The organism is Rhodococcus spelaei, assembly GCF_006704125.1.
Classification (GTDB): domain Bacteria; phylum Actinomycetota; class Actinomycetes; order Mycobacteriales; family Mycobacteriaceae; genus Rhodococcus_G; species Rhodococcus_G spelaei.
This window is the reverse complement of the sequence record NZ_VIGH01000005.1, coordinates 19276-39464: the sequence shown is the minus strand read 5'-3', so window position 1 is coordinate 39464 and position 20189 is coordinate 19276. Positions and strand designations below refer to the sequence as shown.

Sequence of the window (20189 nt, the reverse complement as noted above, 5' to 3'; positions counted from 1 at the left end):
GTGGGATGGACGCCGCCCCGAAGCGTGGTCCACGGTCCCGCATCAACTGGGTGCTGCACCTCGACCTCGACCAGTTCGTCGCGGCGGTCGAGGTGCTGCGCAGGCCTGCGCTGCGGGGCAGGCCGGTGATCGTCGGAGGCCGCGGCGACCCCACCGAGCGGGCCGTCGTGTCGACGGCGTCATACGAGGCCCGCGAGTTCGGCATCGGTTCGGGGATGCCGCTGCGGGTAGCTGCCCGCAGACTCGCCTCCCGCGGCGTCACCGACGCGGTGTTCCTGCCGGTCGACGGCCAGGCCTACGCGGCGGCGTCCTCCGTGGTGATGGACACCCTGCGCAGGCTGGACGCGGTCGTCGAGGTGCTGGGCTGGGACGAGGCCTTCCTCGGCGTGCAGACCGCCGACCCGGAGGCGTTCGCGCGGACCGCACAGACCGCGGTGCTCGAGGCGACCGCGCTGCACTGCTCGGTGGGCATCGGCGACAACAAACTGCGCGCGAAGACCGCGACGGGATTCGGCAAGCCGCGCGGGATGTACAGACTGACCGCCGAAAACTGGTTCGAGGTGATGGGCGCCCGCGACACCGCCGCACTGTGGGGCATCGGCACCAAGACCGCGAAAAAGCTTGCCGCGCTGGGTATCCACACGGTTCGCGAACTGGCCGACGCCGCGGACGCGGGCCTGGCAGCCGCGCTCGGGCCGACGATCGGGCCGTGGCTGGGCCGCCTCGGGCGCGGCGTCGGCGACGACACCGTCAGCGCCGAGCCGTGGGTGGCCCGCTCGCACAGCCGCGAGACCACATTCCAGCGCAATCTCGACGACCCCGCCGACGTGACCACCGCGGTGCGAGCGCTGGCGGCGCGGGTGACGGAGGACCTGCGGGCGGAGGGCCGGTCCGCGGTGCGGGTGGAACTGAAGGTCAGGTACGCCCCCTTCGAGACCCACACCACGGGCCGCCCGCTCCCGGAGCCGACGCTCGACACCGAGGTCATCGCGGACGCCGCCGCCGCGCTGACCGAGCGTCTCGACCACGACCGGGAGGTCCGCCTGCTCGGGGTGCGCCTCGAGATGCTCGCTCCCCCGTGACGGTCAGCGGAACATCGTCACCGCGGCCTTCGCGAGGATCTTCGGGTCCTTCTCGTAGTGGTGCATCTTGGTGAGCTTGCTGTCCGGGAGGCCGAGGAAGTGGTACACGGCGATCTGCGCGCACCGCACCGAGTACTGCTCGGTGAACACCATGTCGAACGGAATCTCGGCGAACTGGCTGACGAACGCCAGGTTCTTCGAGTTCTTCGGCACCACCAGCGGGCGGTCCCCGACTGCACGCCGGTTGAACAGCGCACTGGCGTACGGAAGGAAGCTCGGGATCGAGTTGACGACAGTGCCCATGATCTCGTCGCGGCGCTTCGCCAGCGCGCCGGTCGCGTCGAGGTGCTCGAGGTGGCCGAGGGCCTCCTCCAGCATCTCGCGACCGGTCATGTCCATGACGGTCTTCCGGACGTACTCACCCTTCTCCCGCGGGAACAGGAAGTAGCCCCAGAAGACGCCCTCGTTTTCCTTCTGCGCGTGATAGTGCGGCTGATGGTGGATGACGAGCGAGAGCATCGCCTCGGTGTCGACGAACGTGTTGAGCGCATTGCCGGGCTGCTGCTTGGTGATCCGCGCGATCTCGTTGATCAGCTCGTGCGAGTCGGTGGTCACGGTGAAGCTCATCCACTCACTCTGCGCGCGGTCCCCGAAGAACTTGTCCGGGTGGCCGAGGTCGTAGAAGTGCTCGGTCGCCTGCTTCCACAGCAACGCGCTCGGCGCATAGCGGGTGTCCTCGACGACCGGGGTGTCCAGGTCCCCGATCGAGGAACTGTCGGTGATGCTGCCGTTGGTGTCGAAGACGAGATCGTCCTCGGACACCTCGATCCGGCCCCGTTCGCCGGTCCGGACGTTCTCGTAGTCCAGTCCGGTCACCACGATCTCGTCCCGCATGGCAGTGTCCTTGAACACGAACGCGGTCACCTTGAGCTCGTTGACGAACTTCACGCCCTTGCCCTCGAGGAACCTGCGCATCGGCATGATGATGCTCTCGTACTGGTTGTACGGGGACCGAGTGACGCCGGCCAGGGTGTTGATCCGGCTGAACTCGAGGATCATCCGGTTCATGTAGCGGCGCAGTTCCATCGCGGAACTGACCGGCTTGAACGCGAACGTCGTCTGCCACATGTACCAGAAGTTGGTCGTGAAGAAGTGCGGGCTCTTCGCGAACCACTGCTCGATGCTGAGGTCGTCGAGTTCGGGTTCCTTCGACTCCGGCAACGCCATGAGCTTCGTCAGCAGCTCGCGATCGGTGTTGTCGAACTGCATGTGCTTGTAATCCAGCCCGTCACCCTTGTTGCGGATCCCGGTCGCGCTGTCGATGAGCCGGGCGACGTCGTGGGTGGGATGGGCGTGGTCGAAGTCGAGAATCTCCTTGGTCACCGACGTGGCCGGATCGTCAAGGGAGGGAACGCCGTCGAGAAGGTCCCACAGGTTCTCGTAGGTCTCCTCGTTGAGCATCCGCCCGCCCCGGTTGAGAAACCCTCGGTCGTTGCTGAGGTCGGTGTAGCCGTACTGCTTCTGGAAGGTGGCGGCCGACTCGCCGTCGTTGGCTCCGTGCATGTCGAGACCCATGATGGTGATGTCCTCACCATCCCAGCCCCCGTCACGGATCAGGTAGATCGCCGCAGCGAGGTTGCCGATTCCTGCACCGATCATGTGCGCCTTGTGCGACAAGAGAATTCACTCCTTCATCGTCCACGGGCGAGAACGTGCACCTACCACCTCAAGAACACTATGGGAACGTCCGTCACTTCGCCGGGTACGTGTAGAATCCCTCTCCCGATGCGACACCGAGCTTGCCCTTGTCGATGTAGTTCTCCTTGATGTACTGCGCGAACCGCTGCTGGTCGGGTGAGCCGGCCATCGAGATGTTGTACGCGGTGTTGAGGCCGACGATGTCGTAGATCTCGAACGGGCCGGCGGGTGCACCGGTGCCGATCTTCCAGGTCTTGTCCACCATCTCGGGCTCGGCGACACCGTCGACCACCAACTGTCCGGCGGCGGCGAGGAACGGCACCAGCAGCGAGTTGAGCAGGTAACCCGCCTTCTCCTTCTTCATCTCGATCGGCACCATGCCGATGGCGGACGCGAAGTCGGCGACCCGGCGGTACACCTCGGGGTCGGTCGCGGCGGTGCCCATCACCTCGGCGGTGTTGTGCGCCCAGACACGGTTGGCGAAGTGCAGGGCGAGGAACTTCTCGGGCCGGCCGGTGAAGCCCATCAGGTCGCTCGGCAGCAGCGTCGAGGAGTTGGTCGCGAAGATCGTCTCGGCCGGGGCCACCTCACCGAGCTTGATGTAGGTGTCGCGCTTGATGTCGATGTTCTCCGGGATGGCCTCGATGACCAGATCGGCATCCTTGACGGCGTCCGCGAGGTCCGAGGAGTACCCGATCCGACCGAGCGCCGCGTCGGCCTTGCCGTCGGCCGCGCCCGCGACCTCGGACTTGTAGGTCTCGGCGAGGCCCGCGAAGCGCCCCTCGGCCTTCTCGAGGATCTCGTCGTTGATGTCGTACGCGACGACGTCGACGCCGTGGTACGCGCTCTGGTACGCGATCTGGGAGCCCAGGACTCCGGTCCCCAGCACGGTCACCTTGGTGATGGCGGTCATTGATCTGTCCTCTCTGTTGGTGTTTCAGGAGTTCGGACCCGACGGATGCCGGGTCAGGTATCCGGTCACGATCAGCGCGACCTGTTCGAGGAATGAGTCCGACGGGGAACTGCTCGCGGGCACCGAGGCGAGCGGGTGCGCGATCTCCATGTGCACGGCGGCGAACACCGCGCGGGCCGCGGCCATCGCCGGGGAATGCGTGACATCGGTGTCCGCGTGCCGGTCGAGGCCGCCTGCGATCAGGCTCTCGAGCCGGACGACGATCGCGAGCCCCTTCGACCGGAACGGCTCGTCCGCGGGCCCGAACAGCAGATCGCGCTGGTACGCGACGGTGTTCTCGGACGCGACGCGCCCGACCTCGAGCACCGGCGTCACGAGCGCGATCACGCGGTCGACCGGATCGTCGACGAACCTGGCCGCGGCCTCACCCTCGGCGACGGCGGCGGCAAAGGCCTCGTTGTAGACCATCAACAGCAACTCGGCCTTGGTCGAGGCGTACCGGAACAGCGTCCCGATCGAGACGTCCGCCCGGTCCGCGATCTGCTGGGTCGTCACGGCGCCATAGCCACGTTCGTCGAACAGGTCCGCGGCGGCACGGAAGATCCGCGCCTGCTTCTGCGTCTTGCCGCGTTCGCGGCGACCGAGGGCGGCCTCCGCATTCGACTCGACGTCCGGGTGCACTGGAATCACTTCCCCACAATTCGGAATCCACTCATAAATGAGTGTACTCCGTTTTGGTGGCGACCGCTCTGGACGTGACCGGACCGACCCGGACGCGACAAGGGGCACCGCCCGCGGTCGAAACCACGCGACGGCGCCCCTCGGACCTCTCACAGTCGGGGTGGCGGTTACCCCTGCGTCCCCTCGCTCGCGCGAAGGTCCTTGCGCAGGATCTTGCCCGCGCTCGACTTCGGCACCGTGTCGATGAACTGCACGCGCCGCACCTTCTTGTGCGGGGAGACCCGCTCCGCGACGAACGCGATGACCTCGTCCTCGGTCAGCTCGGCGCCGGCCTGGAGCACGACGAACGCCTTCGGCACCTCCTCGCCCTCGTCGTCGAGGACGCCGATGACCGCGGTGTCGGCGATCTTCGGGTGCGTGAGCAGCAGCGCCTCGAGCTCCGCAGGCGGTACCTGGTAGCCCTTGTACTTGATGAGCTCCTTGAGCCGGTCGACGATGTAGACGTTGCGGTCGGCGTCGACGACGGCGACGTCGCCGGTGTGCAGGTAGCCGTCGGCGTCGAGGGTCTCGGCGGTGGCCGCGTCGTTGTTCAGGTAGCCGAGCATCACGTTCGGCCCCTTGACCCACAGCTCACCCGGCTCACTGCGACCCTCGGTCGGGACGTCGATCTCGGCGCCGGTGGCCGGATCGACGAGCTTGTTCTCCGAGTTCGCGACCGGCTTGCCGACCGAACTGAGCGGCACGCCCTCCTCGTCTGCCGAGAGGTTGTGGCTGACCGGGCTGAGCTCGCTCATGCCGAAGCCCTGCAACACCCGCAGACCGAGTCGCGTCGCGACGGCCTTGCCGAGATCCTCGTCGAGCGACGCCGCTCCGGACAGGATGGTGTGCACGCTCGACAGGTCGTACTGGTCGACCATCGGATGCTTGGCCAACGCCAGCGCGACCGGTGGCGCGACGAAGACGTACGTGCACTTCTTCTCGGACACCAGCGTCAGGAACGCCGGGAGGTCGAATCTCGCCATCGTGACCAGGCTGGCGCGCTGGTACAGCGACGCGTTGAGCAGCACGGTCAGACCGTAGATGTGGAAGAACGGCAGCACGGCAAGCACCCGGTCGTCGGCATCGACACCGAGCCGCGGCCGGATCTGGCACACGTTGGCGACCAGGTTCCGGTGGGAGAGCTTGACGCCCTTGGGATTGCCGGTCGTACCCGACGAGTACGGCAGCACGGCGACCTGCGTGGCCGGGTCGATGTGCACCTCGGGGGCCGGGGCGTTCTCCGCGATCAGGTCGGCCAGCGACGTGTGCCCCTCGGCGACGTCGAGGACGAAGACCCGGTCGGCGGGAATGCTCGCCTGCTCGGCGGCGGACACCGCCTGCGCGAGCATCGGCGAGACGGTGAACAGTGCCTTCGCACCGGAGTCCTTCAACTGTTTGGCGATGTCGGCCGCGGTGTAGAGCGCGTTGATCGTGGTGGCGGTGCCGCCCCCGCGCAGGATGCCGTGGAACGCGATCGCGAACTCGGGCGAGTTCGGAGAGTGCAGTCCGACGACGTCACCGACCTCCAGTCCGCGCGCCGCGAGCGCGCCGGCGACGGCATTGATCTTCGCGACCAGGGTGCGGTAGTCGGTCTCCTCACCGGTGGCGCCGTCGATGAGGGCGATCCGGTCCAGATCCGCCTCCGCGATGGAACCGAACAGGAAGTCGTAGACGCTGAGGTTCGGGATCTCGACGTCGGGGTAGGGACTCTTGAAGCTCACGGGGGACCTCTTCTCGCAGGGGTGCGGCAGCAACTTGAAACCTACGTCAAGTCGCTGCCGGCGTCACGTCTGGGCTGTCACGGCTGCGCCGGTACGACCTGCCCACGACCGGCCCCCTCGGCGGCGCCGTCAGCTCGCACGAAATGGTCAGCGAGATATCCGGCGACGACGTCGGCCCGCTCCAGTGCGACGGAATGCCCGGCCGCCTCGACCGTGACGTGTCGTCCGCCGGTCGCGTCGGCGATGTTCTGCCCAGAGACCGGCTGCGGGTAGGCGTGGTCCTCGCTGCCCGCGATCGCGAGCACGGGCACCTGGCAACCGGCCAGCTCCTCGATGATGCGGCCGCGGTGGATCACGCCGTAGGCGGCGTCACCGATGCTGGGCGGGAGGGCCGCGATGTGCGCGCGCCACTGGTCGATCATGTCTCCGCCCGCGCCCAGCGAGGCATCGCCGAACATGATGTGCATCACCACGTCGACGACGTCCGCCGCACCGTGCTCGGTGAGGTGGTCGATGAGCGGACTGAACTCGGCCAGCTTGTGCTCCTCCTCCGCGGATGCGCCGAGAGCCGTCGCCGAACGAATGAGGTCGGGTCGACGCGCGGCCAGTCGCAGCGCGACCATTCCGCCCAACGAGTTGCCCACCACGTGGCACGGCCCCAACCCGAGATGCTCGATCAGCGCGGCGGCGTCGAGGGCCAGGTTGTCCACGGTGAGTTCGTCGCGGACTGCGGGAGCGCTCGCCCCCTGCCCACGGTGATCGAACGCGATCACCCGGTATCGGTGAGCTTCCAGCCTCTCGCCGAGCTCGTCGAACATGGTGTGGTCGAAGAAGAGCGAGTGGCTCAGCACCACCGGAATTCCGTCCCGCGGGCCCTTGTCGACGTAGGCGAGTTGCGTCCCGTTGACCGTTGCCATCTGCATGAGCTTCTCCTGTACCTCTCGGCCACAACCACCTGGCTGTGACCCCCGTCACTGGACTGTGTGAGCATATGAACCGGCGCTGTCCGCAGGCTTGCCGATCCGCGCAAGAAGGTGACGTAGACGCGCACAGTCCTCAGGAGGACGGATGGCGGCAGGAATCGAGTACCTGGTGCAACACACGACCACCGTCGACGTGCCCGCCTCACAACGCCCCGACTACTGGCGCGAGCACGTGCGCTCCAATCACGGCGGCCTGGACATGAGCTATCCGTCACCCGGAGCGTTCGACGGCGGCACCATCGTTCAACGGTGCGGGCAGTATCAACTCGTCGAGTTCTGGTCCGACGGGATCACCTATCACCGGTCCGCTCGCGACGCCCGGTCCGACGACGACCGGAGCCTGCGGATGGTGGTGCCGCGACATGGCCAACTGGACGTCGCACAGGGCGGCCGCGTCACCCGGTTGACGCACGGCCGGGCGGCCGTCGTGACGATGGCCGCCCCGTTCGAGCTCGCCCAACTGGGCCGCGCTCGAGCACTCGTCCTGAGCGTGCCGGAGGGCAGTCTTCCGGGCACCCGTGCGGCAACCATCCCCGTCGACCTCGATCTCCGTAGCGGCATCGGCTCGGTGGCGGCTGCAATGGCCGACAGCCTGGCCCGGGAACGCGATTCACTGTCCGCCGTCGACTTCCTCGCAGTCAGCACCCGCCTTCTCGAAATCGTCGGGACGGCGCAGGCCCGCGAGAACGACGACCGTCTCGGCTCTATCGCCCACCGGGCGCGGCTGTATGTCGCCGAGCACTCCGACGACCCAGCCGTCACTCCACAGACCATGGCGCGTGAACTCGGCTGGTCACTGCGACAACTTCAACTCGCGCTGCACACGGCGGGCACGACACCCGCAGGCATGCTGCGCGACCAACGGCTCGACCGCGCTCGCAGCCGATTGCAGGACCCCGGCTGCGCGCGGCTGCCGATCAGCGAGATCGCCTTCGGGTCGGGATTCACCTCACTGAGCGCATTCGGTGCGGCGTTCCGCAGCCGATACGGCAACACCCCGCGCGCGCTACGCGCGCACACGCCGAGCCGAACCCTCGGGGCCTAGTCGCCCGCCTTCGGCGACTCGATCAGGTGCTCGAAGGCCTTCAGGTTGGCCAGCGATTCGCCCCGCGAAACCCGCCAGTCCCACTCCCGCCGGATCGAGGTCGCGAAGCCGAGTTCGAGCAGCACGTTGAAGTCGCCGTCCGCCGCCTCGAGCACCTGGCCAAGCACCCGGTCGAGTTCGGCGCCCGTCACCGCGTGGGTCGAGATCCGGCCGACCAGGTAGATGTCGCCGATCTTGTCGATCGTGTAGTGCACGCCGTACAGCCGCCGGTTGCGACGCAGCAGGTACCGGTAGACGCCCTCGAAGTTCTCGTCCGGCTTGCGACAGACGAACGCCTCCACCCGCACCCCGTGCGTGCCGACCGTCAGCAGGCAGGTGGTCTTGAGCTTGCGTTCGCCCGGCAGTTCGACAATGAACTGGTCCTCGCCCTTGCGGGAGTAGTCCAGTTCCCGCTCGGCCAATTCGGCGTCGATCAACGTGGCGGTCTCGGCCACGGTCGCGGACTCGTTCATGCTCGCACGCTCCCCAGTCTGCGTAGTTTCCACGGGCCCCGGCCCCGGCGCGCGGTGAGCTCGGTGTTGACGCGGTAGCCGGCGACGGCCCGGCGATAGCTCTCGAGGAGCCCGTCGGCGGTGTGCTCCCAGGAGAAGTTCGCGGCGTGCTTCGGCGCGTTGCGGGCCATCTCCGCGAGCCGGTCCGGGTCGCGGAGCAGCGATCCCAACGCCGCCGCCCAGTCGTCGGTGCGGTGACCGGGCACCAGCAGTCCGGTCTCCCCGCCGCTGACCGCGACGCCGAGGCCGCCGACGTCGGCCGCGACCACCGGGGTGCCGCAGGCCTGCGCCTCGAGCGCGACCAGGCCGAAGGACTCGGAGTAGCTCGGCACCGCCACGACGTCCGACGCGCGGTACACCTGGGCCAGCCGGTCGGGCGGCTGCGGCGGCAGGAACGTCACCCGGGCGGCGATGCCCAGCGTCGCGGCCAGTTCGATCAGGGAGTCGGGCCGTTCGAGCCCGGTGCCGGACGGTCCCCCCACCACGACCACCCGAAGCGGCAACTCCGGGTCGCGCTCACTGAGCGCCGCGGCGGCGCGCAGCAGCACGTCGGGGGCCTTCAGCGGCTGGATGCGGCCGACGAACGTGACGATCAGCTCGTGGGGGTCGAGGCCGAGCTCGGCCCGGGCCGCCGCGCGGTCGCCCGGCCGGTAGCGGGTCAGGTCAGCGCCCGGGGCGACCACGTCGATCCGGTTCGGGTCGGCACCGTAGATGTCGACGAGCTGGCCGGCCTCGTCGGCAGTGTTGGTGACCAGGCGGTCCGCCTCCGCGACCACCTGCTGCTCGCCGATCTGCCGGGCCACCGGCTCCGGGGTGTCCCCCTCCGCGAGTGCGGCGTTCTTGACCGCGGCCAGGGTGTGCGCGGTGTGCACGAGCGGCACTCCCCAGCGGTCCCGGGCCAACCAGCCGACCTGACCGGAGAGCCAGTAGTGCGAGTGCACCAGGTCGTAGTGGCCGGGTTCGTGGTGCGCCTCCTCGCGCAGCACGCCCGCGGTGAAGGCGCACAGCTGCGTGGGCAGGTCGTGCTTGTCGAGCCCCTCGAACGGTCCCGCGACCACGTTGCGCACCAGCACCCCGGGCGCGGCCTCGACCACCGGCTCGTCCGACGAGGAGGTCGCCCGGGTGAAGATCTCCACCTCGACGCCGCGGCGCGCCAGTTGCAGCGCGCTCTGCAGCACGTAGACGTTCATGCCGCCCGCGTCACCGGTTCCCGGTTGCGCCAAGGGGGAGGTGTGGACCGAGATCACGGCCACCCGTCTCAACCTGTTGTTCTGCGCTGGCGTCACGCCTCCATCTTGCCTTGCGAGTCGCGAGGGAGGTGACGCAGCACGCGCACGGTCCGCGGCTGCGCCCGAGTCGCGGCGCGCATGTGACACACGTCTCACGGACACGGTGTCACGTCTGCGACCACCGCGGTGTCTTGGGGTGTGAGATCGAAATCGTCACGAGAGGATGCGAGATGAACCAGTCCAAGCAGGTCGTCGTCGTCGGTGCGGGCTACGCGGGCGTGATGGCAGCAAATCGGATTCTGGCTGCGCGATTGCCCGGTGTCGCCGTGACCGTGATCAATCCACGGGCCGACTTCGTCGAGCGCATCCGGCTGCATCAGTTCGCGACCGGCAGCGGCGCCGCGACGATCCCGCTCACCGAGGTTCTCGACCCCGCCGCGCGAATCCGGATCGACACGGTCGAGCGGATCGACGCCCGGTCGGTGCTGCTCGGGGACGGCGACGTCGTCGACTTCGACTACCTGGTCTATGCGGTGGGAAGCGTCGCCGATCGCCGCGACCACGCGCTCGCACACACCCACACGGTCGCGGTGCTCGAAGATGCGGACCGCCTCCGGACCCGGCTGCGGGAGTTGTCCGACGGCGCCGTTGTCACAGTCGTCGGCGGCGGTCTGACCGGCATCGAGACCGCAGTCGAGATTGCCGAACAGCGACCCACCCTGTCTGTGCAGATGATCTCCGCGGGACCGCCCGCCGCGCAGTTGCCTGCCGCCGGCCGCACCGCGATCGTCCGAGCGCTCACCCGCAACGGAGTAACCCTGCGCGAGGGTGTCCGCGTGCAGCGGGTCACGGAGGGTCGGGTCGAGCTCGACGACGGCTCCGGCCTGGACAGCGACTGCACCGTCTGGGCAGGCGCGTTCGCCGTGCCGGACCTGGCCCGCCGCAGCGGCCTGCCGGTGGACGAGGCGGGCCGGTTGCGTACCGACTCGGCGCTCGTCTGCCTCGACAACCCGACCATCGTCGGTGTCGGGGATGCGGTCGCCGCGCCCGACGAGGTCGCCGGGCACGTCCGGATGAGCTGCCAGGCCGCCCTTCCTCTCGGAGTGCACGGCGCCGACACCGTGCTGGCGTTGTTGAACGGCGAAACTCCCACTCCGCTGTCGCTCGGATTCGTCGCGCAGTGCATCAGCTTGGGACGCCGTTCGGCCTTGGTCCAGGCCGTCCGCCCCGATGACAGTCCGCGGCGGTTCGCGCTCCGCGGTCGCCTCGCGGCCGTCGTCAAGGAACAGATCTGCCGGTACACGGTGAAGTACGTCCGGGCCGGGTCGTACCGTGGCCCCGCGGGACCCGCCCGTGTCCAGGTCGCGGACAAGGTGGCCTCGTGATCGCGGCAGATGTCTTCACCGAGTACCGGCCGCTGCTCTTCACCGTCGCCTACGAGATCCTCGGCAGCGCGACCGATGCGGAGGATGCGTTGCAGGACAGCTACATCCGCTGGTCCGAGGTGGACCCGTCCACCGTCGACAATCCGCGTGCATACCTGGCGCAAATCGTCACGCGGCAGTCGCTGAACCAGTTACGTGCCTCGTCTCGCCGTCGCGAGGAGTACGTCGGCAGCTGGCTGCCCGAGCCGATCCGCACCGACGCCGACGCCGACGCCTCGGAGGACACGATCCTGGCCGAGTCGGTGTCGATGGCGATGCTGCTCGTCCTCGAGACCCTCAGCCCGGACGAGCGCGCCGTGTTCGTCCTGCGCGAGGTGTTCGGATTCAGCCACCGCGAGATCGCCGAGTCGGTCGGCCGAACCGAGACCGCGGTCCGTCAGGCCGCACATCGCGCACGGGCTCACGTGCAGGCCCGCCGCAAGCGATTCGAACCGACCTCCGCGGCCGCTCAGGAGGTCGCGGGGCAGTTCCTCAGCGCGGCGGTGACCGGCGACGTCCAGGCGCTGATGGACCTCATGTCCCCCGACGTCGTCGAGATCTCGGACGGTGGCGGGAAGGTCAGTGCCGCGCGCCGGCCCGTGGTCGGCCGCGACCGGGTGGCTCAGTTCATGACCGGGCTGGGTCGGATCGGCGTCCCCGACATCCGCTTCGAAGTCGGGGTGTTCAACTCGCTGCCGTCGGCCCTGATCTACTTGGGGGATCGGCTCGACACGGTGGCGATGATCGAGGTCACCGACGGCCGGGTGTCCGCGGTGTACATGGTGCGCAACCCGGACAAGCTGGCGTCGGCCGAGCTGGCCAGGGACCTCGCACGGTGACCTCCCGCACCTACAGCCCGTCGACGAACCCGCCGATCTCGGCCACGAACCGGGCCGGGTCCTCGACGAACGGTCCGTGGTCGCAGCCCTCCCAGTAGGACGCGGTCGCGTTCGGGATCAGTTCGGCGGCATGGCGGCCCGCGGACACGTCCACCACGGTGTCCGCGGTGCCGTGCAGCACCAGCGCCGGCACGGTGAGCGCGGCGAGCAGGTCGTCGTGCCCGACCTCGCGCGCGAACAGCGCGGCCCGCACCCGTGGTGGTGTCGAGAGGCTGGCGCCGAACAGGGCCTGAGAGGCGATGCCCACGCGGGCGGAGGCGCCCTCCATCGGCCCGGTGAGCGCGGTGCCGAAGCTGCCGAGCGCACGGATCGCCTCGCGCGGGTCCTCGGACGCCGCCGCCGGGACCGCGGCCCGCATGGCCGATCCGACTCGGCCGCCCTTCTGTCCGCGACCGATGCTGGTGATCGCCCCGACCAGGACGATCCCGTCCACCGCCGCGGCGCCGCGGACGGCAAGGTAGTCGCAGAGCACCAGCCCGCCGTAGGACCAGCCGAGCAGCACCGCGCCCGAGTCGACCCCCTCCGCGTCGAGGACGGCCGCGACGTCGGCGGCCCAGACCTCGGGATCGTCGTAGCCGGATTCCGGTGCGCCCGAGTAGCCGTGCCCGCGCAGGTCGACGGCGATCACCCGGTACTTCTCGGCCAGCGCGCCGAGCACCTGCGGGCCCCAGCACTGCAGCGACTGCGCCCAGCCGTGCAGGAGCACCAGCGGCCTGGCGTCACGCTCGCCGTCGACTCGGTAGACGATGGACGTGCCGTCGGCGCTGACCGCTTCCCTGATTGCCATGCGCGCCATTGTGCGCCTCCGGCGCCCGTGCGCGCGGTTCACCCCGATCGGGGTAAACGGCGCGCACAGTGCCGCAGGCACCTCAGGCGCTCAACTTCTCGACGATCTGCCCGACCGTCGCGTGCACGGCACCGATCAGCCCGGCCTCGTCGAGGTGCCGCGCGTCGACCCCGCTGATCGCGTCGGCGGCGATCAGGACCCGCAGGTCCCGCTCGCTGGCGCCGAACACGGTGGCGCGCGGGCAGTTCGGGTAGTTGCAGCCGGCGAGGACGATTGTGTCCACCTCCGCCTCGCGCAGGTGTGATTCGAGCGCGGTGCGGTGGAAGGCGCTCCAGCGCGGCTTGAACAGGATCGACTCGGTGGCGGTGACGGGCTGAAATGCACCGGACCGCAACAGGTCCGGGTCCAGCTCGCTCACCCCGAACTCGGGCACGATCTGCGACCCCGGGGCGCCAGGCCGGGCCATCGGTGCACCGGCCTCGATCGCGGAGCGGCGCACCAGGTCGACGTCCTCGCCCTCGTAGAGCCGGACCACGTGCACGATCGGGCGCCGCGCGGCCCGGTACGCCGTCAGCAGCTCTGTGATCGCGGGCAGTACCGCGGTGGTGCCCGCGATCGGGCTGGATCCGCCGTCCGCGAAGTCCCGTTGGGTGTCGATCACCAGCAGTGCCGACGAATTCAGGTGTGGCGAGATGAAGGGATCGAGGTCCCTGGTCATCGACAGTGCACTCACGACAATGCCTCCTCTGCAGTCGGGCCGGCGAAGGCACGGCGACTGTGCCCCAACAGTTCTCGCAGCGCCGGACTTTCGGCCGCGGACCAGATCAGTGCCAGCACGGCGGGGATGTCGACATCCGCGACCACCGGCGCATTCAGTCGACCTCGGTAGGCCCCCGCCATCGACTCGCTGAGGATCGCCACGCCGAGACCGCGAATGGCAAGGTCCGCAACGGCATCCGGCGCGCTGGCCTGCAGGGCGATGTCCGCGCGCAGACCGGCGGCGGCACAGGCCTGGTCGAACACGGTCCGGATCCCGGTCCCCGGCGGCATGCACACGATCGGGTACCGCGCGACGTCCGCGAGCGTGACACGGCGCCGCCGGGCGAGCGCGTGCCCGACCGGGACCGCGGCGACGAGGCGCTCGCTGACGATCGGCAGGGCGCCGAGCCCGTCGGGCGCGGCGGTGGCGGCCCCGATCAGAGCCATGTCCATCTCCCCGGCGCGCACCCGCTCGGTGAGGCGGTCGGAGGTGTCCTCGACGAGGGTGATCGCGACACCCGGGTGCGCACGGTGGAACGCCGAAAGTGCGTCGAAGAGTGGCGTGACGGTACACGCGGTGACCATGCCGACCACCAGCCTGCCGCGGACCACCTCGGCGACGTCGTCGACGGATCGCCGCACTGCCGCCGCCGCCGCGAGCGCGGCGCGTGCGTGCCCGAGCGCGGCCTCCCCCGCCGCCGTCAGGGTGGCGGTCCGGCTGGACCGGTCGATGAGGGGTGCGCCGAGGTCGTGTTCGAGCTGCCGGATCTGTGCACTGATGCCCGACTGGCTGATGTGCACACGCTCGGCGGCACGGGTGAAGTTCGCCTCCTCCGCCACTGCGACGAAGTACTCCAGCTGCCTCAGTTCCATGACTACTGATTCTAGTATCCAGCAGAACTATCTGTTGGACTTCTCGATGATGGGAGCCCAGGCTGGACGTACCCGAAGCCACCGAAAGGATTCACCATGACCGAGAACGCACCCGTCCGCGAGCGCGCGATGCGGCCCGAGGACCTCACCCGACTGTTCGTCGAACGCACCAACGCGGGGGATGCGGCGGGCGTCGCGGCGCTCTACGAGGAGGACGCGGTGATGGCGTACCCGCCGGGAAGCCAGACCGTCGGCCGCGAGGCCATCCGGCAGCTCTGGGAGCAGGTGATCGCGAACGCCCCCACGATGGTGCCCGAGCCGCCACTGCCCACCCTGATCAGCGGCGACCTCGCCCTGACCTCCACTCCCCCGCGCGACGGTGCCGGAGCCCGCGCCCAGGTGGCCCGCAGGCAGGCCGACGGCAGCTGGCTGCGCGTGCTCGATCAGCCCGAATTCGTCACGCCGACAGCCTGACCCGGCCGGCGTAGCCTGCAGGCATGACCCCGGACCAGTTGCTCGCAACGATGCCCTTCGCCGTGCACACCGGCGTCCAGTTGACCTCGGCCGCACCGGAGGAAACGGTCGGCACACTCGACTGGAGCGAGCACCGCACCACCGCAGGCCCCGGCATGCACGGCGGCGCGGTGATGACCCTCGCGGACAGTGTGGGCGCCGTGTGCGCGTTCCTGAACCTGCCACCGGGCGCGGGCACCTCGACGACCAGTTCGAGCACCGTGTTCACCCGCGGGGTTCGCAAGGGCACCGTCACCGCGACGGCCCGGCCGTTGCACGTGGGACGCAGCACCATCGCGGTACTGGTCGAGGTGCGCGACGACGAGGGCCGACTGGTCGCGCAGGTCACCCAGTCGCAGGCAGTGCTCGCACGTTAGGGCCTGTCGCCGGGCGGACGCGGCCCCGATCGGGTTACGGTGGGCGAATGCCGCGTCTGCAGGACGCCTATCGCCGTACCGGGGCCGATCTCCCGTTCGGGGATCCGCTGCGCGCGCACGGGGTCGCCATGGAGGGCTACTTCTGGCGGTTCACGCTGCCGGAGTCGGACCGGGTGGTGATCGCACTGTGCGGGGTCAACCGGGCCGCCGACGGGAGCTGGGCCACGCTCGGCCTGGCCGGCCATCCGAACGGCTTCCTGCGGACTGCCGCGTATCCCGTCGCGACCGCCGATCCGGACCGGCTCGGCGCCGCCGCCGGGACGGCGTTCGTCGGTGAGCGCGACCGACTGCGGGTGGATCTCGGACCGGACGCGCGGCTCGACGTGCGGATCACGAACCCGGCGCCCTGGCCGCGTCGGGTGTTCGGCGGTTCCGGTGTCTTGCAGTCGGTTCCCGCGCTCAACCAGTACTGGCACCCGTGGCTGCTGGGCGGGCGGGCCGAGGGTACCGCGGCGCTGGGAGACGAGCACTGGGATCTGACCGGCGCCCAGGTGTACGCCGAGAAGAACTGGGGCCGAACCGGATTCCCCGAATCATGGTGGTGGGGGCAGGCCCAGGGTTTCGCCGAACCTGAGGCGTGCGTGGCGTTCGGGGGCGCCGAAGTCCGGGCCGGACCGCTGCACACCGCGATCACCCTGGTCGTGGTGCGGCTGCCCGACGGCCGGGTGGTGCGCCTCGGTGACCCACTGGTCTCGCCGGTCCGGACCACCGTCACCGACGAGAACTGGACGCTGCGCGGGCGCGGCCCGAGGTGGAGCGTCGAGATCGACGGCTACGGCGCGATCGACGCCGCGCACGTGCTGCCAGTGCCGCTGCCGACCGAGCGGCGCAACGTCCCCGGCGCGCTGGAACATCTCGGCGCACGCATGTCGGTCACCGTGCGCCGACGCGGCCGCGAGGTGTGGTCCGGGCAGTCCGACCTCGCCGCACTGGAACACGGCGGACTCGACCTGGCCAGGACCGAGGCCGGCCGGCGCGGCGCGCCGCCGGACGCGACCGATGCCCCACCCCTGCCGCCCTGGCCCCAGTAGCGACCCTCAGCCCGCAGCGGACAGCGCCTCGGAGACGGACCGCTGCGCACGCCGGCGCCGCTGCGCCACCGGATCAGGAATCGGCACCGCGTCCAGCAGCCCCCGGGTGTACTCCTCACGCGGATCGCCGAACACAGCAGCGGTAGAACCGATTTCGACCAGTTCACCGCCGCGCAGCACCGCGACACGGTCGGCCACCTGGTTCACCACGGCCAGGTCGTGGCTGATGAACAGGCAGGCGAACGCGAACTCCTCACGCAGGTCGGCGAACAGGTCGAGCACCTCCGCCTGCACGGACACGTCGAGCGCGCTGGTCGGCTCGTCGGCGACCAGCAGTCGCGGCGCCAGGGCCAGCGCCCGCGCCAGCGCGACGCGTTGGCGCTGACCGCCGGACAGTTCGGCGGGTCTCCTGGCCGCGAACGACCGGGGCAGTCGCACCGACTCCAGCAGGGTGTCCACCCGGGCCCGCAGCAGCGCGCCGGACGCGGCGCGATGCACCACCAGCGGTTCGGCGACACTGTCCCCGACGCTCCGGCGTGGGTCCAGCGAGGCGGCCGGGTCCTGGTGCACCAGCGCCAGCCCCTTACGCAGGCCGCGCAGTTCCCGTGTGCCGGCAGCGCCGAGATCCACGCCGTCGAAGGTCACCGACCCGGCGCTCGCACGGATCACGCCCAGCGCAGCGCGCCCGAGAGTGGTCTTCCCCGAACCGGATTCGCCGACCAGTCCGAGCACCTCCCCGGCGCCGACGTCGAGACTCACCCCGCGCAGCGCGTGGAACTCCCTGTTACCCAGCCTCGCCGGATAGACGACGTCCAGCGCGCGCACGGCCAGCACCGGGTCCGGCGCGGCCGGCTCCGACGCGTCGGTCACCGCAAGCCTCGGCACCGCCGCGAGCAGTGCGGTGGTGTACTTCTCCCGCGGCGCCGAGAACAGTTCGTACACACCGCGTTCCTCGACGAGCAGTCCGTGGCGGAGCACCGCGACCCGGTCCGCGATATCCGCGACCACGCCCATGTTGTGGGTGATCAGCAGGATCGCGGTGCCCCGATCGTCGCGCAGCGTACGCAGCAGGTCCAGGATCTCCGCCTGCACCGTCACGTCGAGAGCAGTGGTCGGTTCGTCGGCGATCAGCAGGTCGGGCTCGCCCGACAGCGCCAGTGCGATCACCACCCGCTGCTTCTGTCCCCCGGACAGCTGATGCGGATACCAGTCCACCCGGAGTTCGGGATCTGGAATCTCCACCAGCCGCAACAGTTCCACGGCCCGTTCCCGTGCCTGCGAGCGGCTGACCCGTCCGTGCGCGCGCAACGCCTGGGCGATCTGCCAGCCGACCTTCTGCACCGGGTTGAGCGCGGTCTGCGGCTCCTGGAACACCATGGCCGCACGCGTCCCCCGCAACGCGGCCAGCGCGGCCTCGTCGGCACCGATCACCTCGTCCCTGCCGAGGGTGATCGACCCGGTCGCGGTGGCACCGTCGGGCAACAGTCCGAGCGCGGCCTTGGCCGTCAGCGACTTCCCGGAGCCCGATTCGCCAACGAGCGCGACGATCTCGCCCCTGCCCACGGACAGGCTCAGCCCGTCGACCACCGGGGCGGCCTCCCCGAAACGGATGGTGAGGTTCTCGATGTCGAGGATGGTTGTGTCAGCCATCGTGTACTCCTCTGTGACAGGTTCCCCGAAGGGGGTCAGGCCCGGCGCGCCGAGCCGAGCGCCTGGGCGATGAGCAGGAACCCGAGCACCAGCGCCGCGACCACGACGAGCGGCCCGATCGCGAAGGCCGGGTTGACGTCCAGGTTCGGCACGGCGTCGGCGATGATCGAGCCCAGGGAGGGCTCGGGCGGCCGGACACCGATGCCGACGAAGCTCATGCCGGACTCGACGAACACCGCGATCGACATCGACAGCGCGATCTGAACGGCCAAGGGATCGAGCGTGTGCGGCAGGATGTGCGTGCGCAGCACCCACCATCGGCCGGCCCCGATCACTTCCGCGGACTCGACGAACGGCTGTTCGCGGATCCGGAGCACCTGGGTGCGGATCGTCCGGCCGAAGACCGGAATCTCGGCGACCACGATCACCACGATCACCGTCGCGGTGCCCGGCCCGATGATCGCGGCCAGCGCGATCGCCAGGATCAGAGCGGGGAAGGCCAGCACGACGTCGAACAGTCGTTGGGCGATCACGTCGCTGACCGGGTGCAGTGTGGACACCAGGCCGAGCAGCGACCCGATCAGCGCGCCGATCGGCACCGCGACGAGGATGATCTCGAGGTTGATCGCGATGCCGTGCAGCACCCGCGAGTACACGTCGCGGTTGACCTGGTCGGTGCCGAGCCAGTGCTCGCCGCCGGGACCGAGCAGGTTCGCGCCCGCGATCTGCTCGTTCGGCCCGAACGGCGCCAGCCAGTGCGCCAGCAGGCCGGCCGCGGCCACCGCGACCACCAGCACCACCCCGACCAGTCCCTGCCCCCGGGTGAGCGCGGCGACCGCCCCGCGGCGCCGGGCAGGCCGCTCGGGCAACGCCCGGTCCGCGACCGCCGGATCGTCGATCTCGGTGACGCTCATGAGGTTCCCCCGATTCGGATCCGCGGATCGAGGTAGGCGTGCACCACGTCCGTGACCAACTGCACGAGCACGAACACCGAGACCGAGATCAGCAGCAGCACCTGCACCACCGGGTAGTCGCGCCGGCTGATGCCCTGCTCGATCAGCTGGCCGATGCCGGGCCAGGCGAAGATCGCCTCGACCAGGACCGCGCCGCCGAGGAGCTGGCCGGTCTGCAGGCCGAGCACGGTCAGCATGGTCGGCAGCGCGTTGCGAAGAGCGCTGCGGCTGACCAGGTTCCACCGGGACACCCCGAGTGCACGGGCGGTGAGCACGTAAGGTTGACGCATCTCGGTGCGCAGCGACTCGCTGAGGAACCGGGTCAGTGCGGCGGCGACCGGCAAGGCCAGGCACACCGCCGGCAGCAGCAGGTACTGCGCGGAGATGTCCGGCCGGGACAGGAAACCGCCCGGTGGGATGCCGCCCGCGGGCAACACCGGGACCAGCACCGCGAACACCAGCACCAGCAGCACGCCGCTGACGAACGGGGGCAGCGCGACCGCGACCGTGTTGAAACCGGCGACCAGACTCGTCAGCCACCGCTTCGGCCACACCACGACCGCCACGCTGAGCAGCAACGCGACCACCAGCGCCAGCACCAGGGCCGTCGCGGCGAGTACCACGGTGTTGACGAGCCCGGCGACGACGAGGTCGGAGATCTGACCGCCGATCACGTACGACCGTCCCAGGTCGAAGGTCGCGACCGAGCCGATCCACGCCACGTACTGGGCGGGGATCGACCGGTCGAGGCCGAGCGAATGCCGGATTGCGGCAACGGCTTCCGGCGAGGCATCCGGACCGGCCAGGCTGGTGGCCGGGTCGCCCGGCACCAGCCGCAACACGAAGAAGATCAGTAGCGAGGCCAGCAGCAGAACGGCAACCGCCGACGGCAGCCGGCGCGCGAGGTATCGGACCATCGCG

General features: G+C 69.8%; 20 protein-coding genes. 7 read left to right on the top strand and 13 right to left on the bottom strand.

Translation table 11 applies throughout. From position 1 onward, the window contains the following. The first annotated feature begins 5 nt into the window (after nt 1-5). Nucleotides 6-1082, top strand: coding sequence for a DNA polymerase IV (locus tag FK531_RS12240; RefSeq protein WP_142099686.1), 1077 nt, complete (start codon nt 6-8; stop codon nt 1080-1082). A gap of 3 nt (nt 1083-1085) precedes the next feature. Here the strand turns inward: FK531_RS12240 and FK531_RS12235 are convergent, their stop codons facing one another. The 5 genes from FK531_RS12235 to FK531_RS12215 form a co-directional block, all read right to left on the bottom strand. Next, nucleotides 1086-2759 carry an oleate hydratase gene (locus FK531_RS12235; protein ID WP_181762935.1) on the bottom strand — a complete coding sequence of 558 codons (1674 nt, stop codon included), beginning with the start codon at nt 2757-2759 and terminating at the stop codon, nt 1086-1088. 73 nt (nt 2760-2832) lie between these two features. Then, entirely contained in the window at nt 2833-3693 is an 861-nt protein-coding gene (locus FK531_RS12230) for a 3-hydroxyacyl-CoA dehydrogenase (protein WP_142099682.1), read from the bottom strand. 24 nt (nt 3694-3717) lie between these two features. After that, nucleotides 3718-4383, bottom strand: coding sequence for a TetR/AcrR family transcriptional regulator (locus FK531_RS12225; protein WP_181762934.1), 666 nt, complete (start codon nt 4381-4383; stop codon nt 3718-3720). A 158-nt stretch (nt 4384-4541) separates the two neighbouring features. Continuing rightward, on the bottom strand, nt 4542-6134 hold the full coding sequence (locus FK531_RS12220; protein WP_142099678.1) for an AMP-binding protein: 1593 nt from the start codon (nt 6132-6134) through the stop codon (nt 4542-4544). 77 nt (nt 6135-6211) lie between these two features. After that, a complete protein-coding gene (locus tag FK531_RS12215) occupies nt 6212-7057 on the bottom strand; it encodes an alpha/beta fold hydrolase (protein ID WP_142099676.1) in 846 nt (281 codons plus the stop codon). Nucleotides 7058-7202: 145 nt separating this feature from the next. Here FK531_RS12215 and FK531_RS12210 point away from each other — a divergent pair, with 145 nt between their 5' ends. After that, entirely contained in the window at nt 7203-8162 is a 960-nt protein-coding gene (locus FK531_RS12210) for a helix-turn-helix transcriptional regulator (protein ID WP_142099672.1), read from the top strand. On the opposite strand, the gene FK531_RS12205 is transcribed toward FK531_RS12210, so the two are convergent. Then, on the bottom strand, nt 8159-8674 hold the full coding sequence (locus FK531_RS12205; protein WP_435531049.1) for a type III secretion system chaperone family protein: 516 nt from the start codon (nt 8672-8674) through the stop codon (nt 8159-8161). The genes FK531_RS12210 and FK531_RS12205 overlap by 4 nt on opposite strands. Continuing rightward, a complete protein-coding gene (gene mshA / locus FK531_RS12200) occupies nt 8671-9999 on the bottom strand; it encodes a D-inositol-3-phosphate glycosyltransferase (RefSeq protein ID WP_142099670.1) in 1329 nt (442 codons plus the stop codon). Before mshA ends, FK531_RS12205 begins: the two co-directional genes overlap by 4 nt. A gap of 173 nt (nt 10000-10172) precedes the next feature. On the opposite strand from mshA, the gene FK531_RS12195 reads away from it, so the two are divergent. Together FK531_RS12195 and FK531_RS12190 are read left to right on the top strand one after the other, a co-directional pair. After that, the gene (locus FK531_RS12195) at nt 10173-11327 is read left to right on the top strand and encodes an NAD(P)/FAD-dependent oxidoreductase (protein WP_142099668.1); all 1155 of its coding nucleotides are present in this window, start codon (nt 10173-10175) and stop codon (nt 11325-11327) included. Next, on the top strand, nt 11327-12205 hold the full coding sequence (locus FK531_RS12190) for an RNA polymerase sigma-70 factor (protein WP_142100226.1): 879 nt from the start codon (nt 11327-11329) through the stop codon (nt 12203-12205). The genes FK531_RS12195 and FK531_RS12190 overlap by 1 nt, the downstream gene beginning before the upstream one ends. Before the next feature lie 10 nt (nt 12206-12215). Here the strand turns inward: FK531_RS12190 and FK531_RS12185 are convergent, their stop codons facing one another. The 3 genes from FK531_RS12185 to FK531_RS12175 form a co-directional block, all read right to left on the bottom strand. Further along, nucleotides 12216-13052: an alpha/beta fold hydrolase gene (locus FK531_RS12185; RefSeq protein ID WP_142099666.1), complete on the bottom strand. Its 837-nt coding sequence runs from the start codon at nt 13050-13052 to the stop codon at nt 12216-12218. Nucleotides 13053-13134: 82 nt separating this feature from the next. Continuing rightward, a complete protein-coding gene (locus FK531_RS12180) occupies nt 13135-13770 on the bottom strand; it encodes a cysteine hydrolase family protein (protein WP_142100224.1) in 636 nt (211 codons plus the stop codon). 11 nt (nt 13771-13781) lie between these two features. Next, a complete protein-coding gene (locus FK531_RS12175; protein ID WP_142099664.1) occupies nt 13782-14684 on the bottom strand; it encodes a LysR family transcriptional regulator in 903 nt (300 codons plus the stop codon). A 96-nt stretch (nt 14685-14780) separates the two neighbouring features. On the opposite strand from FK531_RS12175, the gene FK531_RS12170 reads away from it, so the two are divergent. Genes FK531_RS12170 through FK531_RS12160 form a run of 3 tightly spaced genes read left to right on the top strand, consistent with a single transcriptional unit; the run spans nt 14781 to nt 16665 of the window. Next, entirely contained in the window at nt 14781-15158 is a 378-nt protein-coding gene (locus FK531_RS12170) for a YybH family protein (RefSeq protein ID WP_142099662.1), read from the top strand. A 23-nt stretch (nt 15159-15181) separates the two neighbouring features. Beyond that, nucleotides 15182-15574: a PaaI family thioesterase gene (locus tag FK531_RS12165; protein ID WP_142099660.1), complete on the top strand. Its 393-nt coding sequence runs from the start codon at nt 15182-15184 to the stop codon at nt 15572-15574. Between the two features lie 47 nt (nt 15575-15621). Further along, entirely contained in the window at nt 15622-16665 is a 1044-nt protein-coding gene (locus FK531_RS12160) for a tocopherol cyclase family protein (protein WP_142099658.1), read from the top strand. 6 nt (nt 16666-16671) lie between these two features. Here the strand turns inward: FK531_RS12160 and FK531_RS12155 are convergent, their stop codons facing one another. Genes FK531_RS12155 through FK531_RS12145 form a run of 3 tightly spaced genes read right to left on the bottom strand, consistent with a single transcriptional unit; the run spans nt 16672 to nt 20185 of the window. Continuing rightward, nucleotides 16672-18315, bottom strand: a complete 1644-nt coding sequence (locus tag FK531_RS12155) for a dipeptide ABC transporter ATP-binding protein (RefSeq protein WP_142099656.1) — start codon at nt 18313-18315, stop codon at nt 16672-16674. A gap of 35 nt (nt 18316-18350) precedes the next feature. Further along, the gene (locus FK531_RS12150; RefSeq protein WP_142099654.1) at nt 18351-19229 is read right to left on the bottom strand and encodes an ABC transporter permease; all 879 of its coding nucleotides are present in this window, start codon (nt 19227-19229) and stop codon (nt 18351-18353) included. Next, the gene (locus FK531_RS12145) at nt 19226-20185 is read right to left on the bottom strand and encodes an ABC transporter permease (protein ID WP_142099652.1); all 960 of its coding nucleotides are present in this window, start codon (nt 20183-20185) and stop codon (nt 19226-19228) included. The genes FK531_RS12150 and FK531_RS12145 overlap by 4 nt, the downstream gene beginning before the upstream one ends. Between the last annotated feature and the right edge of the window lie 4 nt (nt 20186-20189).